The 19,555-nt window shown below is 55.3% G+C and carries 14 protein-coding genes; 8 read left to right on the top strand and 6 right to left on the bottom strand.

Annotation, left to right across the window (positions count from 1 at the left end; all coding sequences use genetic code 11):
• Positions 1–278: 278 nt before the first annotated feature.
• Together E0E47_RS06385 and E0E47_RS06380 are read right to left on the bottom strand one after the other, a co-directional pair.
• Entirely contained in the window at positions 279–1,583 is a 1,305-nt protein-coding gene (locus E0E47_RS06385) for a sensor histidine kinase (RefSeq protein WP_130893260.1), read from the bottom strand.
• Complete coding sequence (locus E0E47_RS06380) at positions 1,580–2,947, bottom strand: sigma-54-dependent transcriptional regulator (RefSeq protein ID WP_130893259.1); 1,368 nt, start codon at positions 2,945–2,947, stop codon at positions 1,580–1,582. The genes E0E47_RS06385 and E0E47_RS06380 overlap by 4 nt, the downstream gene beginning before the upstream one ends.
• 242 nt (positions 2,948–3,189) lie before the next feature.
• Here E0E47_RS06380 and E0E47_RS06375 point away from each other — a divergent pair, with 242 nt between their 5' ends.
• Genes E0E47_RS06375 through E0E47_RS06355 form a run of 5 tightly spaced genes read left to right on the top strand, consistent with a single transcriptional unit; the run spans position 3,190 to position 11,607 of the window.
• Positions 3,190–4,629, top strand: coding sequence for a TolC family protein (locus E0E47_RS06375; RefSeq protein ID WP_420873307.1), 1,440 nt, complete (start codon positions 3,190–3,192; stop codon positions 4,627–4,629).
• A gap of 35 nt (positions 4,630–4,664) precedes the next feature.
• On the top strand, positions 4,665–5,918 hold the full coding sequence (locus E0E47_RS06370; protein ID WP_130893258.1) for an efflux RND transporter periplasmic adaptor subunit: 1,254 nt from the start codon (positions 4,665–4,667) through the stop codon (positions 5,916–5,918).
• 23 nt (positions 5,919–5,941) lie between these two features.
• On the top strand, positions 5,942–8,395 hold the full coding sequence (locus E0E47_RS06365) for an FtsX-like permease family protein (protein ID WP_172604667.1): 2,454 nt from the start codon (positions 5,942–5,944) through the stop codon (positions 8,393–8,395).
• A 42-nt stretch (positions 8,396–8,437) separates the two neighbouring features.
• On the top strand, positions 8,438–9,127 hold the full coding sequence (locus E0E47_RS06360) for an ABC transporter ATP-binding protein (protein ID WP_172604761.1): 690 nt from the start codon (positions 8,438–8,440) through the stop codon (positions 9,125–9,127).
• A gap of 14 nt (positions 9,128–9,141) precedes the next feature.
• A complete protein-coding gene (locus E0E47_RS06355; RefSeq protein WP_130893256.1) occupies positions 9,142–11,607 on the top strand; it encodes an ABC transporter permease in 2,466 nt (821 codons plus the stop codon).
• Positions 11,608–11,701: 94 nt separating this feature from the next.
• Here E0E47_RS06355 and E0E47_RS06350 read toward each other — a convergent pair whose 3' ends face one another.
• The gene (locus E0E47_RS06350) at positions 11,702–12,196 is read right to left on the bottom strand and encodes a 3'-5' exonuclease (RefSeq protein WP_172604666.1); all 495 of its coding nucleotides are present in this window, start codon (positions 12,194–12,196) and stop codon (positions 11,702–11,704) included.
• Between the two features lie 205 nt (positions 12,197–12,401).
• On the opposite strand from E0E47_RS06350, the gene E0E47_RS06345 reads away from it, so the two are divergent.
• Both E0E47_RS06345 and E0E47_RS06340 read left to right on the top strand, forming a co-directional pair.
• The gene (locus tag E0E47_RS06345) at positions 12,402–13,391 is read left to right on the top strand and encodes a family 43 glycosylhydrolase (RefSeq protein ID WP_130893254.1); all 990 of its coding nucleotides are present in this window, start codon (positions 12,402–12,404) and stop codon (positions 13,389–13,391) included.
• Between the two features lie 67 nt (positions 13,392–13,458).
• Positions 13,459–14,448, top strand: coding sequence for a family 43 glycosylhydrolase (locus tag E0E47_RS06340; protein WP_130893253.1), 990 nt, complete (start codon positions 13,459–13,461; stop codon positions 14,446–14,448).
• A 221-nt stretch (positions 14,449–14,669) separates the two neighbouring features.
• On the opposite strand, the gene E0E47_RS06335 is transcribed toward E0E47_RS06340, so the two are convergent.
• Complete coding sequence (locus E0E47_RS06335; protein WP_130893252.1) at positions 14,670–15,398, bottom strand: tRNA 2-thiocytidine biosynthesis TtcA family protein; 729 nt, start codon at positions 15,396–15,398, stop codon at positions 14,670–14,672.
• A 20-nt stretch (positions 15,399–15,418) separates the two neighbouring features.
• Positions 15,419–15,784 carry a DMT family protein gene (locus tag E0E47_RS06330; protein ID WP_040603217.1) on the bottom strand — a complete coding sequence of 122 codons (366 nt, stop codon included), beginning with the start codon at positions 15,782–15,784 and terminating at the stop codon, positions 15,419–15,421.
• Between the two features lie 180 nt (positions 15,785–15,964).
• Here E0E47_RS06330 and E0E47_RS06325 point away from each other — a divergent pair, with 180 nt between their 5' ends.
• Positions 15,965–17,095 (top strand): AAA family ATPase, encoded by a 1,131-nt coding sequence (locus E0E47_RS06325; protein WP_172604665.1) that lies wholly within the window; start codon positions 15,965–15,967, stop codon positions 17,093–17,095.
• Between the two features lie 101 nt (positions 17,096–17,196).
• On the opposite strand, the gene E0E47_RS06320 is transcribed toward E0E47_RS06325, so the two are convergent.
• Entirely contained in the window at positions 17,197–19,554 is a 2,358-nt protein-coding gene (locus E0E47_RS06320; RefSeq protein WP_130893250.1) for a bifunctional dihydroorotate dehydrogenase B NAD binding subunit/NADPH-dependent glutamate synthase, read from the bottom strand.
• Between the last annotated feature and the right edge of the window lies 1 nt (position 19,555).

The raw sequence follows: 19,555 nt of genomic DNA, 5'->3' as shown, positions 1-19,555 counted from the left end.
ATTTAACGTGGAAAGGGCACTCCACGCGGTCTTTTAGGTCGGTGTAAAGGAATCCTCTTTCTTCCTAAAGCGTTACATTTTTCCTGTCGCTGAAAGGCTCGTTTCATTTGCCGCAGAACGGAAAATCAATCTAAGCCAAACGATTTTTCATTCTGCGCCAAATGATTTTTCGTTCTGCGGAGATTGATTTTTCTATTGTATGTTATTGATTCTCAGTGTGCAATAAAACGGTGCGGCGGTGGTAAAAAACCTGTATACAAGCATTCGTCCTGTGCGTTTCAAGTTTGGGGCGCACGCAGGCCGTTGCGCGGCAGGCAGAGGGTGAACAGGCTGCCTTTCCCCACAGCGGAATGCAGGGTGATGTAGCCGTGGTGTTGGTTGACGATTTGCTTGCATAGGGCCAGACCGATGCCCGAACCGTTCGGTTTGGTGGTGTAGAACGGGACGAAGATGCGCTCCTGCGCCTCCACGGGGATGCCTTGCCCGTAGTCCTGCACGCTGATTTGCACTTCGTCCTCGGCCGTGTTCCGGCGCAAATGGATTTTTATTTCGCTTTCGGGGCTTGGGGACGCGTCGCGTGCGTTGGTAATCAGGTTAATCAAGACCTGTTCGATTTGGGAGCGGTCGGCCTGGAACGTGAAACCGGGATAAGGTTGGTCGAAGGTGAGGTGCGTGCCCTCGAACAGCTTTTTCAAGTCGTCGAAAAGCTCGTCCACACGGATGGCTGCGTATTGCGGAGGGGGCACACGGGTCAGTTTGCGGTAGTTCTCCGTGAAGTGGAGCAGGCCCTTGCTGCGGCGGTAGATGGCCTGCAAGGCTTGCTGCATCTGGCCGTACTGTTGGGCGGAAGGTTCTGCCGTGGGGGCTTGCCGGGTGAGCGTCTCGCTCAGTGACAGGATGGGGGTGAGGGAGTTCATGATTTCGTGGGTCAGTACCCGGGTGAGCGTCTTCCACGATTCCAGTTGCTGTTCTTCCAACACGTGGTGTATGTCTTTGAGCGTGAGGAGTATCCGTGGGCGGTTGTCCAAAGTGAAGCGTGTGGACGAGAGCAAGAGCTCTTTCGTTTGCCCGTGGCGTTCCACCGGCACTACGCACGCCTCCGGTCCGGACCGCCGCAACCATTCCTCCGGCACGCGCCGACACGTGCCGACTTGTGCCGTGGCCGCCCGGTTCATCCATTCCACGTGCCCTTCGCCGTCGCACGAGACGATGCCGGTGTCCACGTGGTCGAGCAGGAGTTGGTAATATTTCTGCCGTGTGGCCTCGTCGAACAGCTGTTGCCGGTATGCGGCGAGCGTGTGTTCGATTTCCCGTTCCAGGCCGAGGGCGTGGCCGGATTCCTCCGGGGCGAAACGGGGAATCTCTTTCAACCCGCTGTGGCGGATGCCCCGTATGAAAGAGCGCAACAGCCGGATTTGGCGTGTCTGCCGGTGGTGGAGGGAAGCATACAGGCCGATGAAGGCCGCGACGCACACGGCAGCGGTGAGCCACAGTTGCTCCGCAGCGCAGAAACAGGCGGCTGAGGCCGTCAGGAACAACCCTGCGCCGCAGGCGGCTGCCTGCCAATGAGGGGGTATTTTCATAAGCCTAATTTTTCGAGTTTGCGATAGAGCGAGTAGCGCGTGATGCCCAACATCTGGGCGGCGCGGCTCATGTTGCCTTCGCACAGGCGGACGGCTTTCTCCACGGCGTTGCGTTCCAATGCTTCCAAGTTGAGTGTCCCGCCGTCGGCCACGGGCGATGCCGGGGCGTGCAGCAGGAAGTCGTCGGCATGGAGGGTGTCGGCGTTGCAGAGCACGACGGCGCGTTCGATGGCATGTTGCAGTTCGCGCACGTTGCCCGGCCAAGCATACCGTTGCAGCTTGCCCCTCGCGTCGCGTGCGATTTGCCGGATGTCTTTCTTGTATTTCCGTGCGTACGTCCGCAGGAAATGGTCGGCTAGCAGTTGGATGTCCTCGCCGCGTTCGCGCAGGGGCGGGATGTGGATTTCCACCGTGTTGATGCGGTAGAACAGGTCTTGCCGGAACGTGCCCTCCGTCACCTGCGCGTGCAAGTCGGCGTTGGTGGCGCATATCAGGCGCACGTCTATCGGAATCTCGTGCGTGCCGCCGAGACGCACAATGCGCCTTTTCTCCAAGGCCGTGAGCAGCTTGCTTTGGGCGGCGGGGGAGAGGTTGCCCACCTCGTCGAGGAAGAGCGTGCCCCCGTGGGCCAGTTCTAGCCGTCCTTTCTTTTCTTTGCGGGCATCGGTGAAGGCTCCTTTCTCGTATCCGAACAGTTCGCTCTCGAACAAGGTTTCCGGCACGGCACCCACGTCGATGGTCACGAACGGTTCTGCCGCACGCGACGAATGGGCGAGAAGGTAGCGGGCCACTACGTCCTTCCCTGTGCCGTTCTCGCCCAACAAGAGCACGTTCACGTCGGCCTCGCGCAAGCGTCCGATGGTGGAGACGATGTTCCTCATGCCCTCCGATTCGCCGATGAGCAGGGGCTGAGGCGTTGCCCGTTCGGCACTGAGGGCTTCCACGCGCTCTTCCAACCGTCCCACCTCCGTCTGCGAGCGGCGCAACTTCATGGCGGCGTGGAGCGTGGCCAGCAGCTTATCGTTTTCCCAAGGTTTCGACACGAAATCCGTAGCCCCGGCCTTGATGGCCTGCACGGCTTTGTCCGTGTCGGCATAGGCCGTCATCATGACCACCACGGCATGGCGGTCCAGTTTCAGGATTTCCTGCAGGCAGTCCATGCCTTCTTGTCCGCTCACGGTGTCGCGGGTGAAGTTCATGTCCAACAGCACGATGTCCGGCCGGAAGTCGGTGATGAAATGCACGATGCGGTCGGGCGAGCGCATGACCTTGACTTTCTCCGCGTAGGGTTCAAGCAGGAGATGGAGGGCGAAGAGCACGTCTTCGTTGTCGTCTATGATGAGTATTTTTCCTAATGCAGGCATAGAATATGGTATTTGGTACGGGGCAAAGTTACGCAAAAATGTGTGCGGATGTGCATTTCCGCACATAAAAAGTGCAAATCCGCACAACTCGTTTTCAGGTGTGGATGGGGTACACGTCTGGAATACAGTTGTTTGTGTTTTTGGCACGCAATTTGGATGTGATTAGTTGTAACCGAATGATAAAAAGACTTATGGACATCAGAATGCGGATAGGATGCGCGGCATGCGCGGTGTGTTGGGGGATGGGGACGGCGGCACAGCCTCTTCTGCCTGCGGGCGGCTGGGGATTGGACGATGTGGTGCTCCGGGCCTGCCAGTCTTCGCCCGACGCGTTGGCCGCACGCCATACATTCCGCTCGGCTTATTGGGACTATCGCTCGTTTCGGGCTGATTACTTGCCTTCGCTCACGTTGACTTCCGTCCCGAACCTCGACCGTTCCATCAACCAAATCACGATGGAAGACGGGTCGGTGCGTTTCGTCGAGCAAAACCTGTTGAACACCGACCTGTCCCTGCGCGTGCAGCAGAATGTCATTTGGACGGGCGGCACGTTGTCCTTGGAATCCTCCCTCTTGCGTACGGATTTGCTGAGCGACCGCACTTTTTCTTGGAAGAGCGTGCCGGTCAACATCGGCTACAGCCAGTCGCTTTTCGGGTACAACAGCCTGAAGTGGAGGCGGCGCATCGAACCGGTGCGCTACGAGGAGGCGCAGCGGTCTTATCTGGAGACGATGGAGTTGGTAGCCGCACGGGCCGTGGACAAGTTCTTCGCGCTGGCCATGGCACAGAGCAACTATGCCACGGCGTGCCAGAATTTCGCCCATGCCGACACGCTCTACCGTTTCGCGCAGGGGCGTTACCAGATTGGCACGACCACCGAGAATGAGATGCTCCAACTCGAAATCAACCGCCTGAACGAGGAGACCAACCGGCTGAATGCCCGTATCGAGATGGACGAGTGCGCCCTGGACTTGCGTTCCTATCTGGGTTTGCATGAAGGCGACACCTTGCCCGCGATACGGATGGTCACGGAAGTGCCCGACGTGATGGTGGAGGAGGGGGCGGCCTTGCAGTGGGCGCATCTCCACAGTCCCGACATCCTCTACATGAAGCGGCGCAAGTTGGAGGCGGAAAGCAACGTGGCGCAGGCCAAGGCCAACGCCGGCCTGAAAGCCGACCTCTATCTCCGTTTCGGCCTGACGCAGACGGCAGAGAAATTCTCTTCCACCTACCGCCATCCGCTCGACCAACAGGCGGTGAGCATCGGCATCACCTTGCCCATCCTGGACTGGGGAAAGGGGCGCGGACAAGTGCGCGTGGCCCGTTCGCAGCGGGACTTGGTGGAGACGCAAGTGGAGCAGAGCCGCACGGACTTCGACCAGAACATCCGCAAGTTGGTGGGGCAGTTCAACCTGCAGGGGCTACGTGTGCGCGTGGCGGCCCGCACGGACAGCACGGCCTTGCGCCGCAGCGAGGTGGCGCGCCGCCTGTACGTGTTGGGAAAATCCAGTGTGCTCGACCTCAACGCCTCTATCGAGGAGAAAGATGCCGCACGCCGGAATTACCTGAACGCCTTGCACACTTACTGGAGCCTCTACTACACCCTGCGCAGCCTGACGCTCTACGACTTCTTCGAAGGCCGCCCGTTGCAGGTGGATTACGGGCAACTGGTGAAAGACTGAACCTGAATGTGTAACGTTTATACCTTATTATATATATGGACATACAACTCAAGAAAAAACCGTGGTTCGTGCGCCACAAATATTATGTGTCGGGAGGCATCGTGTTCCTCTCCTTGGCTGCCTATACGGTGGTCTTGCTGTTCTCGCCCGAGAAACAACGCGTGTCGGCCGATACGTTGGGACTTGCCGAAGCCGTAGAGGCCGACTTTTTGGAATACGTGGAGCAGGAGGGGGTGGTGCAACCCATGCTGTCCTTGCGCGTGAACAGCCGGATAAGCGGCTACGTGGAGCGCATCGTGGCCGAAGAGGGCGCACGGGTGCGGCAGGGCGACACGTTGCTGGTGCTGTCCAATCCCGAGTTGTTGGACGAGATGGAGGTGCAGGAGAATGCCCTGCACAAGCAACTCATGTCCTACCGTGAGCAGGAAATCGAGATGGAACAGAAGACTTTGCTCTTGCGCAAACAGGTGTTGCAGAACCGTTATGAGCTGCAACGCATTTCGGACAGCTATGCCCTGAGCCAAGAGGAGTTCCGCATGGGCATCAAGAGCAAGGCGGAACTGGAGGTGGCGCGGCAGGAGTACGAGTACAAGACCCGTGCGGCGGAACTGGAACAGGAGAGCCTGCAGCACGATTCGGCGGCCACCATCGTGCGCCGCTCGCTCATCCGCAACGACAGGGAGCAGGAAATCCGGAAATTCGAGCGGGTGAAGGCCAAGCAGGAGTGGCTCGTGGTGCGTGCGCCCCTCACGGGGCAGTTGAGCAACCTCACGGTCGTGCCCGGCCAACAGGTGCAGGCCGGAGGGGAAATCGGCGAAGTCAAGGTGCTCGACCGCTATAAGGTGCGGGTCACTCCCGGGGAGTATTACATCGACCGTATCGTAAGCGGGCTTCCAGCCAAGGGCACTTACAAGGGCAAGCCGTATGCCATGTCGGTGCGGCGCGTCGTACCGGAGGTCAAGGACCGCATGTTTACCGTGGACTTGGCTTTTACGGGCGAGGTGCCTCCGTCCTTGCGCCTCGGGCAGGCTCTGCGCGTGCAGATAGAATTGGGTAACCCGGAACGGGTGCTGACCATCCCTCGTGGCGATTTCTATTCCGTGACGGGCGGACAGTGGATTTATAAGGTGGTGCCGGGCGAGAGCCGTGCCGTGCGCACGTTCATCCGTTTGGGGAGGCAAAACCCCAAGCAATATGAAGTGTTGGAAGGCCTGCAACCCGGCGACCGTGTCATTACGTCCGGCTACAGCCGTTATGGCGACGTGGAGGAATTGGCATGGGACGAATGAAACCAAGGAAACAGTTTGAAGCTATGGGAACAATAAGTTTGTGGGTGCAGAACCTGAAACAGGCCTTGCGTAATCTGCGCAGCCACGGTTGGCAGGCTGGGATTTCTGCCATGGGATTGGCCGTGGGCATCGTGTGCCTGACGTTCAGCCTGAACTGGCTGTGGATGGAAACGAACTACGATTACTTTCGTCCGGATTACAAGAATTTGTATCTGATGCAGTATAATGATTCTACCCGTTGGACAGTCAGTGTCGTTTACAATGTGGCTGTGCAGATGGACAGTTTGTTGGAGGGAAAAGCTGAAGTAGGAGTGGTAGGGATGACATCGGGTATCCAAGTGTATCCTTCCGGTCGGAAAGAGGACTATTTTCGAGCCAGTAGCTTGGCTGCTTCTTCTGGGATGGTGCGTGCTTTGGGGCTTACGGTACTGTCCGGCGACCCTGAAAAGGCATTGGCCATGCCCGGGCATGTGGTTCTGACAGAAAGTCTGGCCCGGAAGATTTTCGGAAGGACGGATGCCGTGGGGCAAACCTTTGAGACCTCCGGTTATGGTGTGGATGGGACGCAGGCCGTGGGGGCGGTAGTAGCCGATAACGAAGGTAGGACGTTTAGGGAGTACGATATGTTGTCGCCGCTGAATGTGCAGGAAAGTGAACGGGAGTGGAATGCTTTCGGTCTTTACATGGTCTATGTCCGGACCGAAGAACCCAGGGTTGTGGAGGAAGCGTTCAGCCGGATTTACTTGCCGCAGGAGAAGAGTTACTGGAAGTTCCGGCTTATCCCTTTGCGCACGGCTCATAAGGTGGGTTACGGCGAATCTTTCCTGCACGCTTATTTTTACCCTTTGGCGTTCACGCTGATTTCCGTCTTGTTGTTGTGTAGTGCCGTAGTCAACCTCTTGGCGGTGTACACTTCCGTTTTTTTAGGACGGGTGCGCGAATACGCCTTGCGCCGCAGTATGGGAGCGTCGGCATGGCAGAATGCCGTTTGGATGCTGACGGAGGTCATGCCCGTTGCCTTGTCGGGCATTTTGTTGGGCTGCGTGGCCTTGGAGTGGTTGGCGCACGAAGGCCAAGTGCCTGGCAATCTTTCGCATGTGTATGTCTGTTTCGCACAAGTCGTGGGGGCAGTGCTCGTGTTGGTGGTGGCCGGGACGGGTTATCCCGTACACAAGGTGCGCCGGGCTTATCGGTTTACGTTGGGCGGAGGGGCTTCCGCAGGCCGTTCCCACGCTTGGCTGTTGGTGGTGCAATGTTTCGCGTCGGCTTTCTTGCTGTTCATCTCTTTAGGCATGCAACGCCAGTTGTCGGGGATGATGAACCAAGACCTTGGCTTTGAACGTGAGGACATATTGCGTTTGCACGCCGGGCGGAAATACTGGCCCGGCGAAGAAGATCCTTTTGATTTCAAATCCATATTTTACGACTTGCCTCAGGAGTTCCGGAAGGAGGCGGCAGCCGGTATCACGGATGCCATAGCCTTGCCTGCGGATATTTTCAACCGTTTTTCGCGGAGGCGCATCAATTTGTTGACCGAAGAAGAATGGAACGGGAAGAAGGATGACAGGTTGACACCCGAAAACGAAATAGATTATATGGAGGTTCCTTATGCGGCTTTCGACTTTTTCCACCTGCACATTCTGAGAGGTGCGCGGTTGGAAGGACAGCCGGAACAGGACGGTGTGGAGCCGGTCATGTTCAACGAGGCGGCTTGCAGGAAGTTCCGGGCGGGAGACTTCAGGAAGGTGAACCTTTATGTCGGCTCCGATGATACCGGGCATAATATAATGATGTATACTACGTGGACTAACCATATTGCCGGAAAGTTGGAAGTGAAAGGCATCATGGACGTGCGCTTGAGCGATTTCCACGAAGAAGAACGGCCATTGATGTGGGTCGGTATCCCCGACCGTCACGAATGCCGTTTCGTGGAACACGATGCGGTGTATGTCAAACATGCGCCGGGACGACGCGAGGACGCAGAGGCTGCCATACGCCGCGTGTTGCGGAGGTTCGACGTCCCCGAGGATAAGATTCACCTGATGCCGTTAGAGCAATATATGGCAGACAGCTACAAGGAAGAGACTTATTACGCCGGTTTGCTTTCGGTGTTGACGGTGTTCAGCGTGTTGATAACGTTTTCCGGCGTGTTCTCCATGCTGCTTTACTCCTTGCGCTTGCGGCGGAGGAGCATGGCCATCCGCCGGGTGATGGGCGCGGGTTTCCGGGATGTTTTCCGACCCCAACTCCGGTCTTATTTGCTTTATGTCGTGGCGGGCGGTGTGTTGGCCTACTTCCCGGCGGCATTGCTCATGCACAAATGGATGGAATATTTCCACTACGGTGAGACACCGGGCGTGGGACTGATGGCGGCCATCGTATGCGGCATGTGCGTGGTGGTGTCGCTCATCGTCTACGGACAGGTGCGCCGCTGCATGAACGACAAGCCGATGGAAGTGCTCCGGCCGGAAGCTTAAACATAAATATTAATTGATAAATGAGAATAATGTATGGAAACGATGATTCAAGTGAATGAATTGACAAAAGTGTTCAAGACAGACGAAGTGGAAACTTGGGCTTTGGACAAAGTGAATATCGAGATAGGTCAGGGTGAGTTTGTGGCCGTCATGGGGCCTTCGGGCTGTGGCAAGTCCACGTTGCTTCACATTCTCGGCCTGTTGGACAGCCCGTCTTCGGGGCAATATATGCTCGACGGGAAAGACGTGTCCTCCTGTAGCGAGTCGAAACGGAACGAATTGCGCAAAGGCATGTTGGGGTTCGTGTTCCAGAGTTTCAACCTCATCGACGAGCTGACGGTGCAGGAGAACATCGCCTTGCCGTTGCTCTACATGGGTGTGCCGAAGCAGGAACGCCAGCGCAGGGTGGAGGAGGCCATGGCCCGCATGGACATCATGCACCGTTCACGCCATTATCCCCGTCAGATTTCCGGAGGACAGCAGCAGCGCACAGCCATCGCCCGTGCCATCGTGACCCGTCCGAAGTTGATTCTGGCCGACGAGCCGACGGGAAACTTGGATTCCAAGAACGGCAAGGAGGTGATGGGCTTGCTCAGCGAACTGCACCGCGAAGGGACGACCATCGTCATGGTGACCCATTCGCAGCATGATGCGGGCTATGCCGACCGCATCATCCATCTGTTCGACGGGCATGTGTTGGGTGAGGAAGAAGCTAGATTGCAGAACCTTTAGAAGCGGAGGTTGCCATGGGTTTATGGATTCAGAATTTCAAGCAGGCCCTTCGCGGCCTGCGCCACCAAGGGTGGCAGGCCGTGGTCTCTGTGTCCGGTTTGGCGGTGAGCATCGTGTGCCTGACGTTCAGCGTGAACTGGCTGTGGACGGAGACGCATTATGACAGTTTCCGGCCGGGGTATAAGGATTTGTATGTGGTGGAAAGAATGGACGACAGTACCAGTACGCAGTTATCACATTGGCTATGGTACGGACTGGGAGAGAAAATTGACAGCGTGTTGGGTGAAAACGCGCAAGTGGGGCTGTGGCGTATGCAAAGCGGTCGGGCGAAGATTGCCCGAACAGATAATCTAGAACATGGGTTATACGCCCAAAACCTTTCTGCCTCAGTTGCAACAGTGCGTACCTTGGGCTGTCGTGTCCTTTACGGAAGCTTGGACGAAATAGAGAAATCGGGTGACCGGTTTATTCTCACGGAAAGTTTGGCACGGAGGCTGTTTGGCCGTGTGGACGTAGTTGGCGAGTCCGTGGCTCGTTTTCGGGGACGTGAAAACCGCACTTATACCGTTGGTGCGGTGGTGGAGGACTGTGGTAGTAAGAGCAACATCTATTATGACTTCGTCGAACCTCTTGAGCCTTCTGACTTTGAAATCAATGGAGAATATGCCAGAAACTTCACCATCCTGCTCCGTACGGGCGATGCGGAGAGAGCGGAATGCGAACTCTTGCGTGTGGATTGGGATGGGGAGGGTGGAATGAAATTAATGCTCACTCCTCTTCGTATGTTTCACAAGATGGGCGACGGGTTACCGTTTCTGGAAGCATATTTCTATCCTTTGGCTTTCGTGGTACTTTCATTATTGTTGGTGTTGAGCGCGGTGGTGAACCTGACGATGGCTTACACGTCTATCTTCCTCGGTCGGACGCGGGAGTATGCTTTGCGCCGTAGTCTGGGTGCGTCCGATGGGCAGAACGCCTATTGGATGTTGACCGGTGTGGCACCGGTCGTGTTGTCGGGGCTGCTGCTTGCCGTGATAGGGATAGAGTGGTTGAGGTATAGCGGTGGGGTACCCGGAGATGCCGGCCTTCTTTATACAGTGTCTGCATGGGTTGCCGGTAGTGTGGTTGTGTTGTGCTTGTTGGCTATGGTTTATCCCGTTTGGAAGATGCGTTGTGTTTATCACCGTTCATTTCTCGGACAGGACGGCGCGGGGAGTTCCCATTCGTGGCTGCTCGTGGTACAATGTTTTACCTGTGCCTTCCTGCTTTTCCTTTCGTTGGGGATGCACCGGCAGTTGGCGGACATGATGTATTCTGACTTGGGTTTTGACCGTGAGAATATCCTGCGGCTTTACACGGGTTGGCGGGTTGCTGAAGGGGCGGATGAAAACTACAATTACGAGTCCATCTTCAATGACCTTCCGCAAGAATTCCGTAAGGAGTCCGGAGCGGGTATCACAGATGCCATCGCGATGCGAAGCGATATTTTCAACCGTGTGACGACTAACTACATAGGAGTCATTCCGGAAGCCTTTTGGTTGCAAGGTAACGCGTGGAAGGATGAGGCCGATGCCGTCAAAGACGTCGTTTACATGGAGATTCCCTATCGCGCCATGGACTTTTTCCATATCCGCACGGTGCACGGCGGTACCTTGTCGGCGGAGAACGAACAACCCGGCAGGCTTCAAGTACTGTTCAACCGGGCGGCCATGCGGGAATTCGGTCTGACGTATCCCAAGCAAGCCAAGCTTTATACCTGGATGATGACAAGGCATGAATATATGGCCTATCAGGGAGATTACGTTCACGGGCATTATATCCGGCAGGCGTTGTCGGTAGAGGATGGGGCGGACATTTACCTGAACGACTTCCATCAGCAGGAACGTCCATTGATGTTGGTCGGCGTGCCAGAGAATCATGAATGTCCATTTGTCGAGCTTGATGCGGTGTATGTCAAGTATGCTCCCGGGCGTCGGGAGGATGCCGAGGCGGCAATGCGCCGCGTGTTGCAGAAGTTCGACGTGCCTGAGGAACAAATCTATATTTCCACATTGGACGAATACATATCAGGAAATTACAAAGAGGAGACGTATTACGCCAATCTTCTGAGTGCTTTGACGGTGTTCAGCGTACTGATAACGTTCTCCGGTGTGTTCTCCATGCTGCTCTATTCCTTACGCCTGCGGCGAAGGAGCATGGCCATCCGCCGGGTGATGGGTGCAGGTTTCCGTGATGTTTTCCGGCCGCAGCTCCGTTCTTATCTGCTTTATGTCGTGGCGGGTGGCGTGTTGGCCTACTTCCCGGCAGCATTGCTCATGCGCAAATGGATGGAGTATTTCCACTACGGTGAGACACCGGGCGTGGGACTGATGGCGGCCATCGTGTGCGGCCTATGCGTGGTGGTGTCGCTCATCGTTTACGGACAGGTGCGCCGATGCATGAACGACAAGCCGGTGGAAGTGCTCCGGCCGGAATCGTGATAAGATATAACTGTTTTTCATTTTCCGGGACTGTCCCTGTACGGATGCTTTCTGTGCAGGGACGGTCTTTTTGGTACAGTAGCCGGAGCGGCCGTCACAGGATTTTTAGGGCAATCCGGGCGCATGCTTCCGCGTCGGCCAAGGCATGATGGTGCTGCGTCAGGTCGTATCCGCAGCGGAGGGCTACTGTTTGCAGTTGATGGTTGGGCAAGTCCCGGCCGAATGCAAGACGGGAAGCGCGGAGGGTGCAATGGAACGAGTAACCGGGGTATTCCATGCCGTAGGCTTGGAAGGCGGCTTTCAGGCATCCTTCGTCAAACGGACGGTTGTGGGCCACTAAGGGCAAACCTTCAATCAAGGGTATGATTTCGCGCCACACCTCTGGGAAAGGGGCGGCATGGGCCGTATCCTGAAAGGACATCCCGTGAACCTGCGTGTTCCAGTAATTATAGTAATTGGGATAGGGGCGTACCAGACGGTAATGCCGGATGGTTATTTCCCCGTCGCGGACTACCACGAGGCCTACGCTGCAAATGCTGGAGCGTTGCCCGTTGGCGGTTTCAAAGTCTATGGCGGCAAAGTCGTTCATGTCGTAGTGCGCGGAAGTGTACGTTTGATTGCAAAAATAGCAATAATGCGTCAATTTACGGTAGGGGATGCCATAAATCCTTGCGGAAACTTGGCAGGGCAGCCTTGTTTCGATAAATTTGTTTTGAAAAATCCCTAACGGGCATCCTTGCTTGGGATAAGAGCAGGATAAGATTTTTGTTTTAACAACCTAACAAACCACATTTATGAAAAAATGCGTTTATGCAGTATGCGCTTTGCTGTGGGCGGGCTGTACCGCCTCCCGTCCCGCATCGGACGGCAGCAAAGACCGCGAACAAAAGGAGACTGTGCAGATCGACAGCCTCGCTCCCAATCCGTTTATCCGCCATATCTATACGGCCGATCCTTCTGCCCATGTCTGGACCGACGGACGTTTGTATGTGTATGCCTCCCATGACATCGACCCGCCGCGTGGTTGCGACCTGATGGACCAGTACCATGTGTTTTCCACCGACGACATGGTGCACTGGACCGACCACGGCGAGATTCTCCGCGCCTCGCAAGTGCCTTGGGGACGCAAGGAGGGCGGCTTCATGTGGGCACCGGACTGTGCCTACAAGGACGGCACGTATTATTTCTATTTTCCCCATCCCAGCGGCACGTATACCAATGACAGTTGGAAAATAGGGGTGGCTACGAGTAAGGAACCGGCTGCCAATTTCACCGTGCGGGGCTATATCGAGGGCTTGGATCCGCTCATCGATCCCTGTGTGTTTGTGGACGATGACGGACAGGCCTACCTGTATCAAGGTGGGGGCGGTACGTGCAAGGGTGGCCGGCTGAAGGACAACATGATGGAGATAGACGGCACGATGCAGACCATGGAGGGACTGGTGGATTTCCATGAGGCTACATGGGTGCATAAATACAACGGAAAGTATTATCTTTCGTATTCCGACAATCACAATCCTGGACAAGAAGGCGAGGAGGGATATAACCGCATGCGCTATGCCGTGAGTGACCATCCGCTCGGGCCGTGGAAGTACATGGGCATTTACATGGGCGGTTCAGACTGTTTCACCAACCATGGTTCCATCGTGGAATACAAGGGCGAATGGTTTGCTTTTTACCATTCCATAGCCTTGTCCGGCAATCCCGCGCTGCGTTCCGTCTGCGTGGACCGTTTGTATTACAATCCCGACGGCACCATCCGCATGGTAGAGCGGCGCAAGTGAGACGGACACTTGTGGAGTCCGGTGGCTTTTTGGGAAATAAAGTTTTACTGTAACCAAAGATGAATGTATGAAAAAGAGTATATGGGGCGTATGTGCCCTTTTGTTGACGGCGTGCGTGGCGCAACGCCACTCCACCGTCACAAGTGAAGCCGGGAAAGGAAAAGAGAAGATAGACAGCCTGGCACCGAATCCGTTTATCCGCCATATCTATACGGCTGATCCTTCAGCCCATGTCTGGGCCGACGGGCGTTTGTATGTGTACGCCTCCCATGACATCGCACCGGCCCGAGGTTGCGACCTGATGGACCAGTACCATGTGTTTTCCACCGACGACATGGTGCACTGGACCGACCACGGAGAAATCCTCCGTGCCTCGCAGGTGCCTTGGGGGCGTAAGGAGGGCGGCTTCATGTGGGCACCGGATTGTGCCTACAAGGACGGCACGTATTATTTCTATTTTCCCCATCCCAGCGAGACCGATTGGAACGGAAGTTGGAAAATAGGGGTGGCCACGAGCAAGGAACCGGCTGCCAACTTCACCGTGCAGGGGTACATTGAGGGGATGGATCCTCTCATCGACCCTTGCGTGTTTGTGGACGACGACGGACAGGCTTACATCTATAACGGTGGAGGCGGCACGTGCAAGGGCGGACGGCTGAAGGATAACATGATGGAACTGGACGGCGCGATGCAGACCATGGAAGGGTTGGTGGATTTTCACGAGGCTGCGTGGATTCACAAATACAATGGCAAGTATTACCTTTCCTATTCCGATAACCATGAACCGGGTCAGGAGGGCGTGCCCGGATATAACCGCATGCGTTACGCCATCAGTGACCATCCGCTCGGGCCGTGGAAACATATTGGCATTTACATGCAGCCCACCCGTCCGGAAACGGGGGTTACCAACCATGGTTCCATCGTGCAGTACAAAGGCCAGTGGTTTGCCTTTTACCACAATAGTGCGCTATCCGGAGACCCATGGTTGCGTTCCGTTTGTGTGGACCGGCTCTACCACAATGCAGACGGTACCATCCGTATGGTGGAACAGCGTTGACGTGGAGGATTTGTCCTGTTTTTCGATGATGGCTTTTGCGGAAAACGCAGGGTGGGATGAGGTGGAAAACGGGATGGAAAATCGTTCGCCTTAGATTTGAAAATCGTTTGGCGCAGAACGGAAAATCAATCTCAGGAGATTGAAAAATCATTTGGCGCAGAATGAAACAGCCATCTCCGGTTAGTCGGGGGTGGCTGTTTATCATATTGTATGTCAGTGATTTATTCCATGAGCTTGCCTTCTTGCTCCATAGCGTTCCACATTGAGTAACGGGCCTCCGGGTTCAGTAGTTCTATTTGTCCGAATATTTGTTTGATGTCAGAGCGATGTGAATCGGTCTCGTAGGGGCAGAGCTTCTTTTGCTTGCGGTAGCCTTGCAGTTCCGCCCATGCTGCGAGGTCTTTTTCCTGCACCATGCACAGCGGGCGGATGATGGTCATGGGGAACTTGCGCATTTGCAACCGTACGGGCATCGTGCCGAACTGGCCTTGGAAAGAAAGGTTGAGCAGCAGCGTGTGCAGTATGTCATCCTGATGGTGGCCCAACGCAATCTTGTGGCAACTCAGTTCCTGCGCCACGGTGAAGAGCATCTTCCGGCGGTTCCAAGAGCAAAGGAAGCAGGGGCTTTTGCGCGTGTCGGTGCTTGGGTCGAACGAGGTCTCGCGCACGATAAGGCGTACGCCGCGTGCGGCAGCGAAGTCCTCTAGGTAGGCCGTGTCGCTTTCGTAGGCAATGTTCGTCATGCGTACGTGTAGGGCTGTGAGGGTGAGTTTCGGCCGGTGGATGCGGGCGCGGCGTGCCATGAAGTCGAGCAGGGCGAGCGAGTCTTTGCCACCGGACAAACCGAGCAGGATGTGGTCGTCGTCGTCTAGTAAATGGTATTGGGTCAGTCCTTTGCTGAAATGCCGCCAGATACGGCGTTCCAAGAGTTGTGCTTCCGTGAGTTGCATGCTTTTACGGGGGCTTGTGGTTAAAGGAATACGAAATATACGGCCAACACGAGGCAGAAGAAGGCGGCCAGATGGTTCCAGTGCAGAGCTTGCCCTTGGAACATCACGGTGGCGATGACCGTGAAGACGATGAGCGAGATGACTTCCTGAATCACTTTAAGTTGCATCAGGTTGAAAGGGCCACCGTTACCTTCAAAGCCAAGTCGGTTGGCCGGTACTTGGCAACAGTATTCCGCGAAGGCAATCATCCACGAGAAAAGGATGACACCGATAAGCGGCCAATGGGACGATACGCCCGTTTGCTGCAACTTCAGATGGCCGTACCAGGCCAACGTCATGAAAATGTTGCTGCTGATGAGCAGCAAGATGGTGTAGACTGCGTTCATTTTACGTTTCTTTTTTTCCGGGCGCAAAGTTACGAAAATATAGGGCTGCTTGTGCCGCGTGGGCGGAAAAAAGGAGGTTGAAGCTGCCGGTTGTGCAATTTGTAATAAGGTTGTTAGTAATAAAGTTGTTACTAAACGGGAAAATCATTATCTTCGCGATGGGTTAAACAGAGGATGATTATGGAAAATAAGCCATTTGTTTTTGGTGTGGCCACTTCGGGTGACAATTTTACCGACCGCAAGAAGGAAACAGCTCGTTTGTTGTCCAACTTCCGGCATGGTGTGAATACGGTGTTGATTTCTCCGCGCCGTTGGGGGAAGACATCTTTGGTCCGTAAAGTGTGCCGTTTGGCTCAGTCTGATACGTTGAAAGTAGTCTATTTGGATATTTTTTCTTGTCGTAGCGAACGGGAATTTTACGATGCTTTCGCGTCGGCTGTGCTCAAACAGACTTCTTCCAAACTGGAGGAGTGGATGGAAAATGCCCGGTTGTTCCTTTCGCGGATCAGCCCTAAGATTTCGTTGGGCACGGAGCCTATGACGGATTTTTCCATCTCGTTGGAACTCAATCCCAAGGCAGACGATGTGGACGATATCCTGCAACTTCCGGAAAAAATTGCGCACAAAAAAGGTATCGATGTAGTCGTGTGCATCGACGAGTTCCAACAGATAGCCGAGTTTAAAGATTCAAAGGCTTTTCAGAAACGCTTGCGTTCGGTTTGGCAATTACAGAAATCGGTGTCGTATTGCCTGTTCGGCAGCAAGAAACATCTTATGAATGAACTTTTTGAGAAAAAGAGCCTTCCTTTTTACAAGTTCGGCGATACGATATATTTGCCCAAAATCGGGACGGAGGATTGGGTCGATTATATTTGCGGACGCTTTGAGGCTACGGGCAAACATATTTCCGCCGAGTTGGCCGGGAAGATATGCCGGGCCGTAGACAACCATTCTTCGTATGTGCAGCAGTTGGCGTGGTTGGTGTGGATTCATACAGACGAGACGGCCACGGAACAGGATTTCGAGGGGGCATATCAGGATATCATCGACCAGAATACGCCGCTGTTCGAAAAGCAGACAGAGAGCCTCACTGCATATCAGATGAATTTTTTGCGGGCCGTACTGGAGGGTGTGCACAGGGAATTCACTACGCGTGCCGTTTTGCAGAAGTACAAATTGGGCTCGTCGGCCAATGTGAGCATCGTAAAACGGGCATTATTGAAGAAAGAACTTATCGAGATGGAAAAACGTCAGGTTGTCATTCCGGATCCGGTGATGGAGGAATGGTTGAGGCGGGAACTGGGTTTGTAATGCCAAAATGGGGAAGGATGGCGTTGTGTACGGTACGCTAACGAATCAGCCCGTATGAACCACACGGTCCATACGGGCTGATGTATGTGATGTGATGCAGGTTATTTCTGCAAATACTCATGCATGCTGCTGGCTGCATGACGACCGTCGCCCATGGCGAGGATGACGGTGGCACCGCCGCGCACGATATCCCCTCCGGCAAAGATGCAGGGAATGTTGGTCTGCATGCCCTCGTTCACCACTATGGTATTCTTGCGTCCCAACTCCAAACCTTGGATGGAAGTGGGGACAATCGGGTTGGGGGATACGCCCACGGCTACGATGGCCATGTCGATGTCCAACGTTTCCGTGGCGCCCGGTATCGGTTCCGGACTGCGACGTCCGCTAGCATCCGGTTCGCCCAGTTGCATCTTTTGCAAGACCACCTGCTTCACCGCGCCCTTTTCGTCGGCTATGTATTCCAACGGGTTGTGCAGGGTGAGGAACTCGATACCCTCTTCTTTGGCGTGCTTCACTTCTTCGAGGCGGGCCGGCATCTCGGCTTCCGAACGGCGGTAGACAATCATCACCCGTTCCGCACCCAGGCGTTTGGCCGTACGGCAAGAGTCCATGGCTGTGTTGCCACCGCCCACTACCATGACGTTCTTGGCCAAATGGATGGGAGTGTCCGTATCCGGGTTGGAGGCGTCCATAAGGTTGACGCGCGTCAGGTATTCGTTGCTCGACATGATGTTGATGCTGTTCTCGCCCGGAATGCCCATGAAGTTAGGCAGTCCTGCGCCGGAACCTACGAAGATGCCTTTGAAGCCCTCGTTTTCCAATTCCTGTACGCTGATGGTTTTGCCTACGAGACAGTCCTTTTCGAACTTCACACCGATTTTTTCCAGATTCTGAATCTCCACGTCCACAATCTTGTTGGGCAAGCGGAACTCAGGAATACCGTATTTCAGTACGCCGCCGATTTCATGCAAGGCTTCGAACACCGTCACGTCATACCCGTATTTGGCCATGTCGCCGGCGAATGAAAGTCCGGCAGGTCCCGAACCGATGACGGCCACCTTGATACCGTTGGCCGGAGCACATTCGGGGACGGACATCATGCCGCTCTCACGCTCGAAGTCGGCAGCGAAGCGTTCCAGATAACCGATGGCCACGGCCGGTTCGTTCATCTTCAGGTGGATGCACTGGCTTTCGCATTGTTTTTCTTGCGGACAAACCCGTCCGCAGACAGCCGGGAGCGCGGAAGTACTCTTCAACACGCGGGCGGCGTTGAGGAATTCGCCCCGTTCGATGTTCTTGATGAACGACGGGATGTTGATGCTTACCGGGCATCCTTGCATACATGTCGGGTTGGCGCAGTCCAGACAGCGTCGGGCTTCGGTCATGGCCTGCTCGGCGCTGAGTCCGATATTCACTTCTTCCGTGCGCGTGGTAGCGCGGTACACGGGATCGAGTTCCGGCATGACGACACGCGAGATGGCCGTGCGTTCTTTCGGCTTCATGGCCTTCCGGATTTCTTGCCGCCACGGTGCATTACGGTCGGTCAGCTCGCTGAGCGAAGTCGTGGTATCCATTTGGGAAGCATCGGCCGCACAGGCTTTTTCTGCTTGGCAGTCCGTACTTTCGGGCGTGCTTCCGGATGCTTGTGAAAACCGTTGCATCTCTTCCGTCTCTTCCTTTTTAAAGGCACCCATACGCTTGAGCATCTCGTCGAAATCGACCTGATGGCCGTCGAATTCGGGGCCGTCCACGCAGACAAAGCGTGTCTTTCCACCCACGGAGATGCGGCAGGCGCCGCACATGCCCGTGCCGTCTACCATGATGGTATTTAGGGACACATCAGTCGGGATTCCATATTTTTTAGTGAGCAGACAGCAGAACTTCATCATGACCGCCGGACCGATGGCGAAACATTTGTCCACCTTTTCACGTTGGATGACGCTTTCTATGCCTTCGGTCACCAGTCCTTTGCGGCCATAACTGCCGTCGTCGGTCATGATGATGACCTCGTCCGAACTCTTGCGTACTTCGTCTTCCAGGATAATCAGCTCTTTGCTCCGTCCGGCCAACACGGAAATCACGCGGTTGCCCGCTGCCTTCAGGGCTTCGATGATGGGAAGCATGGGGGCTACGCCTACTCCTCCTCCTGCACATACCACCGTGCCGAAATTCTCGATATGCGTGGCTTTGCCCAACGGACCGACCACGTCGGTGATATAGTCCCCCTCATTCAGGTGGCACAGACGGGTGGAAGAAAGTCCCACTTCTTGTACCACCAGTGTGATAGTGCCTTTGACCGGATCGGCACCGGCTATGGTCAGAGGCATACGTTCCCCCTTTTCTCCCACGCGGACGATGACGAAATGGCCGGCTTTACGGGCTTTGGCAATCAGCGGGGCTTCTATCTCGAACTTGAAGACCTTTTCGGAGAAGCGGGTCTTGGATACGATTCTGTTCATA

It is taken from the genome of Paraprevotella xylaniphila YIT 11841 (genome assembly GCF_900683745.1).
Lineage (GTDB): Bacteria > Bacteroidota > Bacteroidia > Bacteroidales > Bacteroidaceae > Paraprevotella > Paraprevotella xylaniphila.
This window is presented reverse-complemented; position numbering and strand designations above follow the sequence as displayed.

Bases quoted from the DNA above. Each gene is read 5' to 3' on its own strand.
- E0E47_RS06350 (WP_172604666.1), bottom strand. From the start codon at position 12,196: ATGAACGACTTTGCCGCCATAGACTTTGAAACCGCCAACGGGCAACGC.
- E0E47_RS06340 (WP_130893253.1), top strand. From the start codon at position 13,459: ATGAAAAAGAGTATATGGGGCGTATGTGCCCTTTTGTTGACGGCGTGC.
- E0E47_RS06375 (WP_420873307.1), top strand. From the start codon at position 3,190: ATGGGGACGGCGGCACAGCCTCTTCTGCCTGCGGGCGGCTGGGGATTG.
- E0E47_RS06335 (WP_130893252.1), bottom strand. From the start codon at position 15,398: ATGCAACTCACGGAAGCACAACTCTTGGAACGCCGTATCTGGCGGCAT.
- E0E47_RS06355 (WP_130893256.1), top strand. From the start codon at position 9,142: ATGGGTTTATGGATTCAGAATTTCAAGCAGGCCCTTCGCGGCCTGCGC.
- E0E47_RS06330 (WP_040603217.1), bottom strand. From the start codon at position 15,784: ATGAACGCAGTCTACACCATCTTGCTGCTCATCAGCAGCAACATTTTC.
- E0E47_RS06345 (WP_130893254.1), top strand. From the start codon at position 12,402: ATGAAAAAATGCGTTTATGCAGTATGCGCTTTGCTGTGGGCGGGCTGT.
- E0E47_RS06325 (WP_172604665.1), top strand. From the start codon at position 15,965: ATGGAAAATAAGCCATTTGTTTTTGGTGTGGCCACTTCGGGTGACAAT.
- E0E47_RS06385 (WP_130893260.1), bottom strand. From the start codon at position 1,583: ATGAAAATACCCCCTCATTGGCAGGCAGCCGCCTGCGGCGCAGGGTTG.
- E0E47_RS06360 (WP_172604761.1), top strand. From the start codon at position 8,438: ATGATTCAAGTGAATGAATTGACAAAAGTGTTCAAGACAGACGAAGTG.
- E0E47_RS06320 (WP_130893250.1), bottom strand. From the start codon at position 19,554: ATGAACAGAATCGTATCCAAGACCCGCTTCTCCGAAAAGGTCTTCAAG.
- E0E47_RS06370 (WP_130893258.1), top strand. From the start codon at position 4,665: ATGGACATACAACTCAAGAAAAAACCGTGGTTCGTGCGCCACAAATAT.
- E0E47_RS06365 (WP_172604667.1), top strand. From the start codon at position 5,942: ATGGGAACAATAAGTTTGTGGGTGCAGAACCTGAAACAGGCCTTGCGT.
- E0E47_RS06380 (WP_130893259.1), bottom strand. From the start codon at position 2,947: ATGCCTGCATTAGGAAAAATACTCATCATAGACGACAACGAAGACGTG.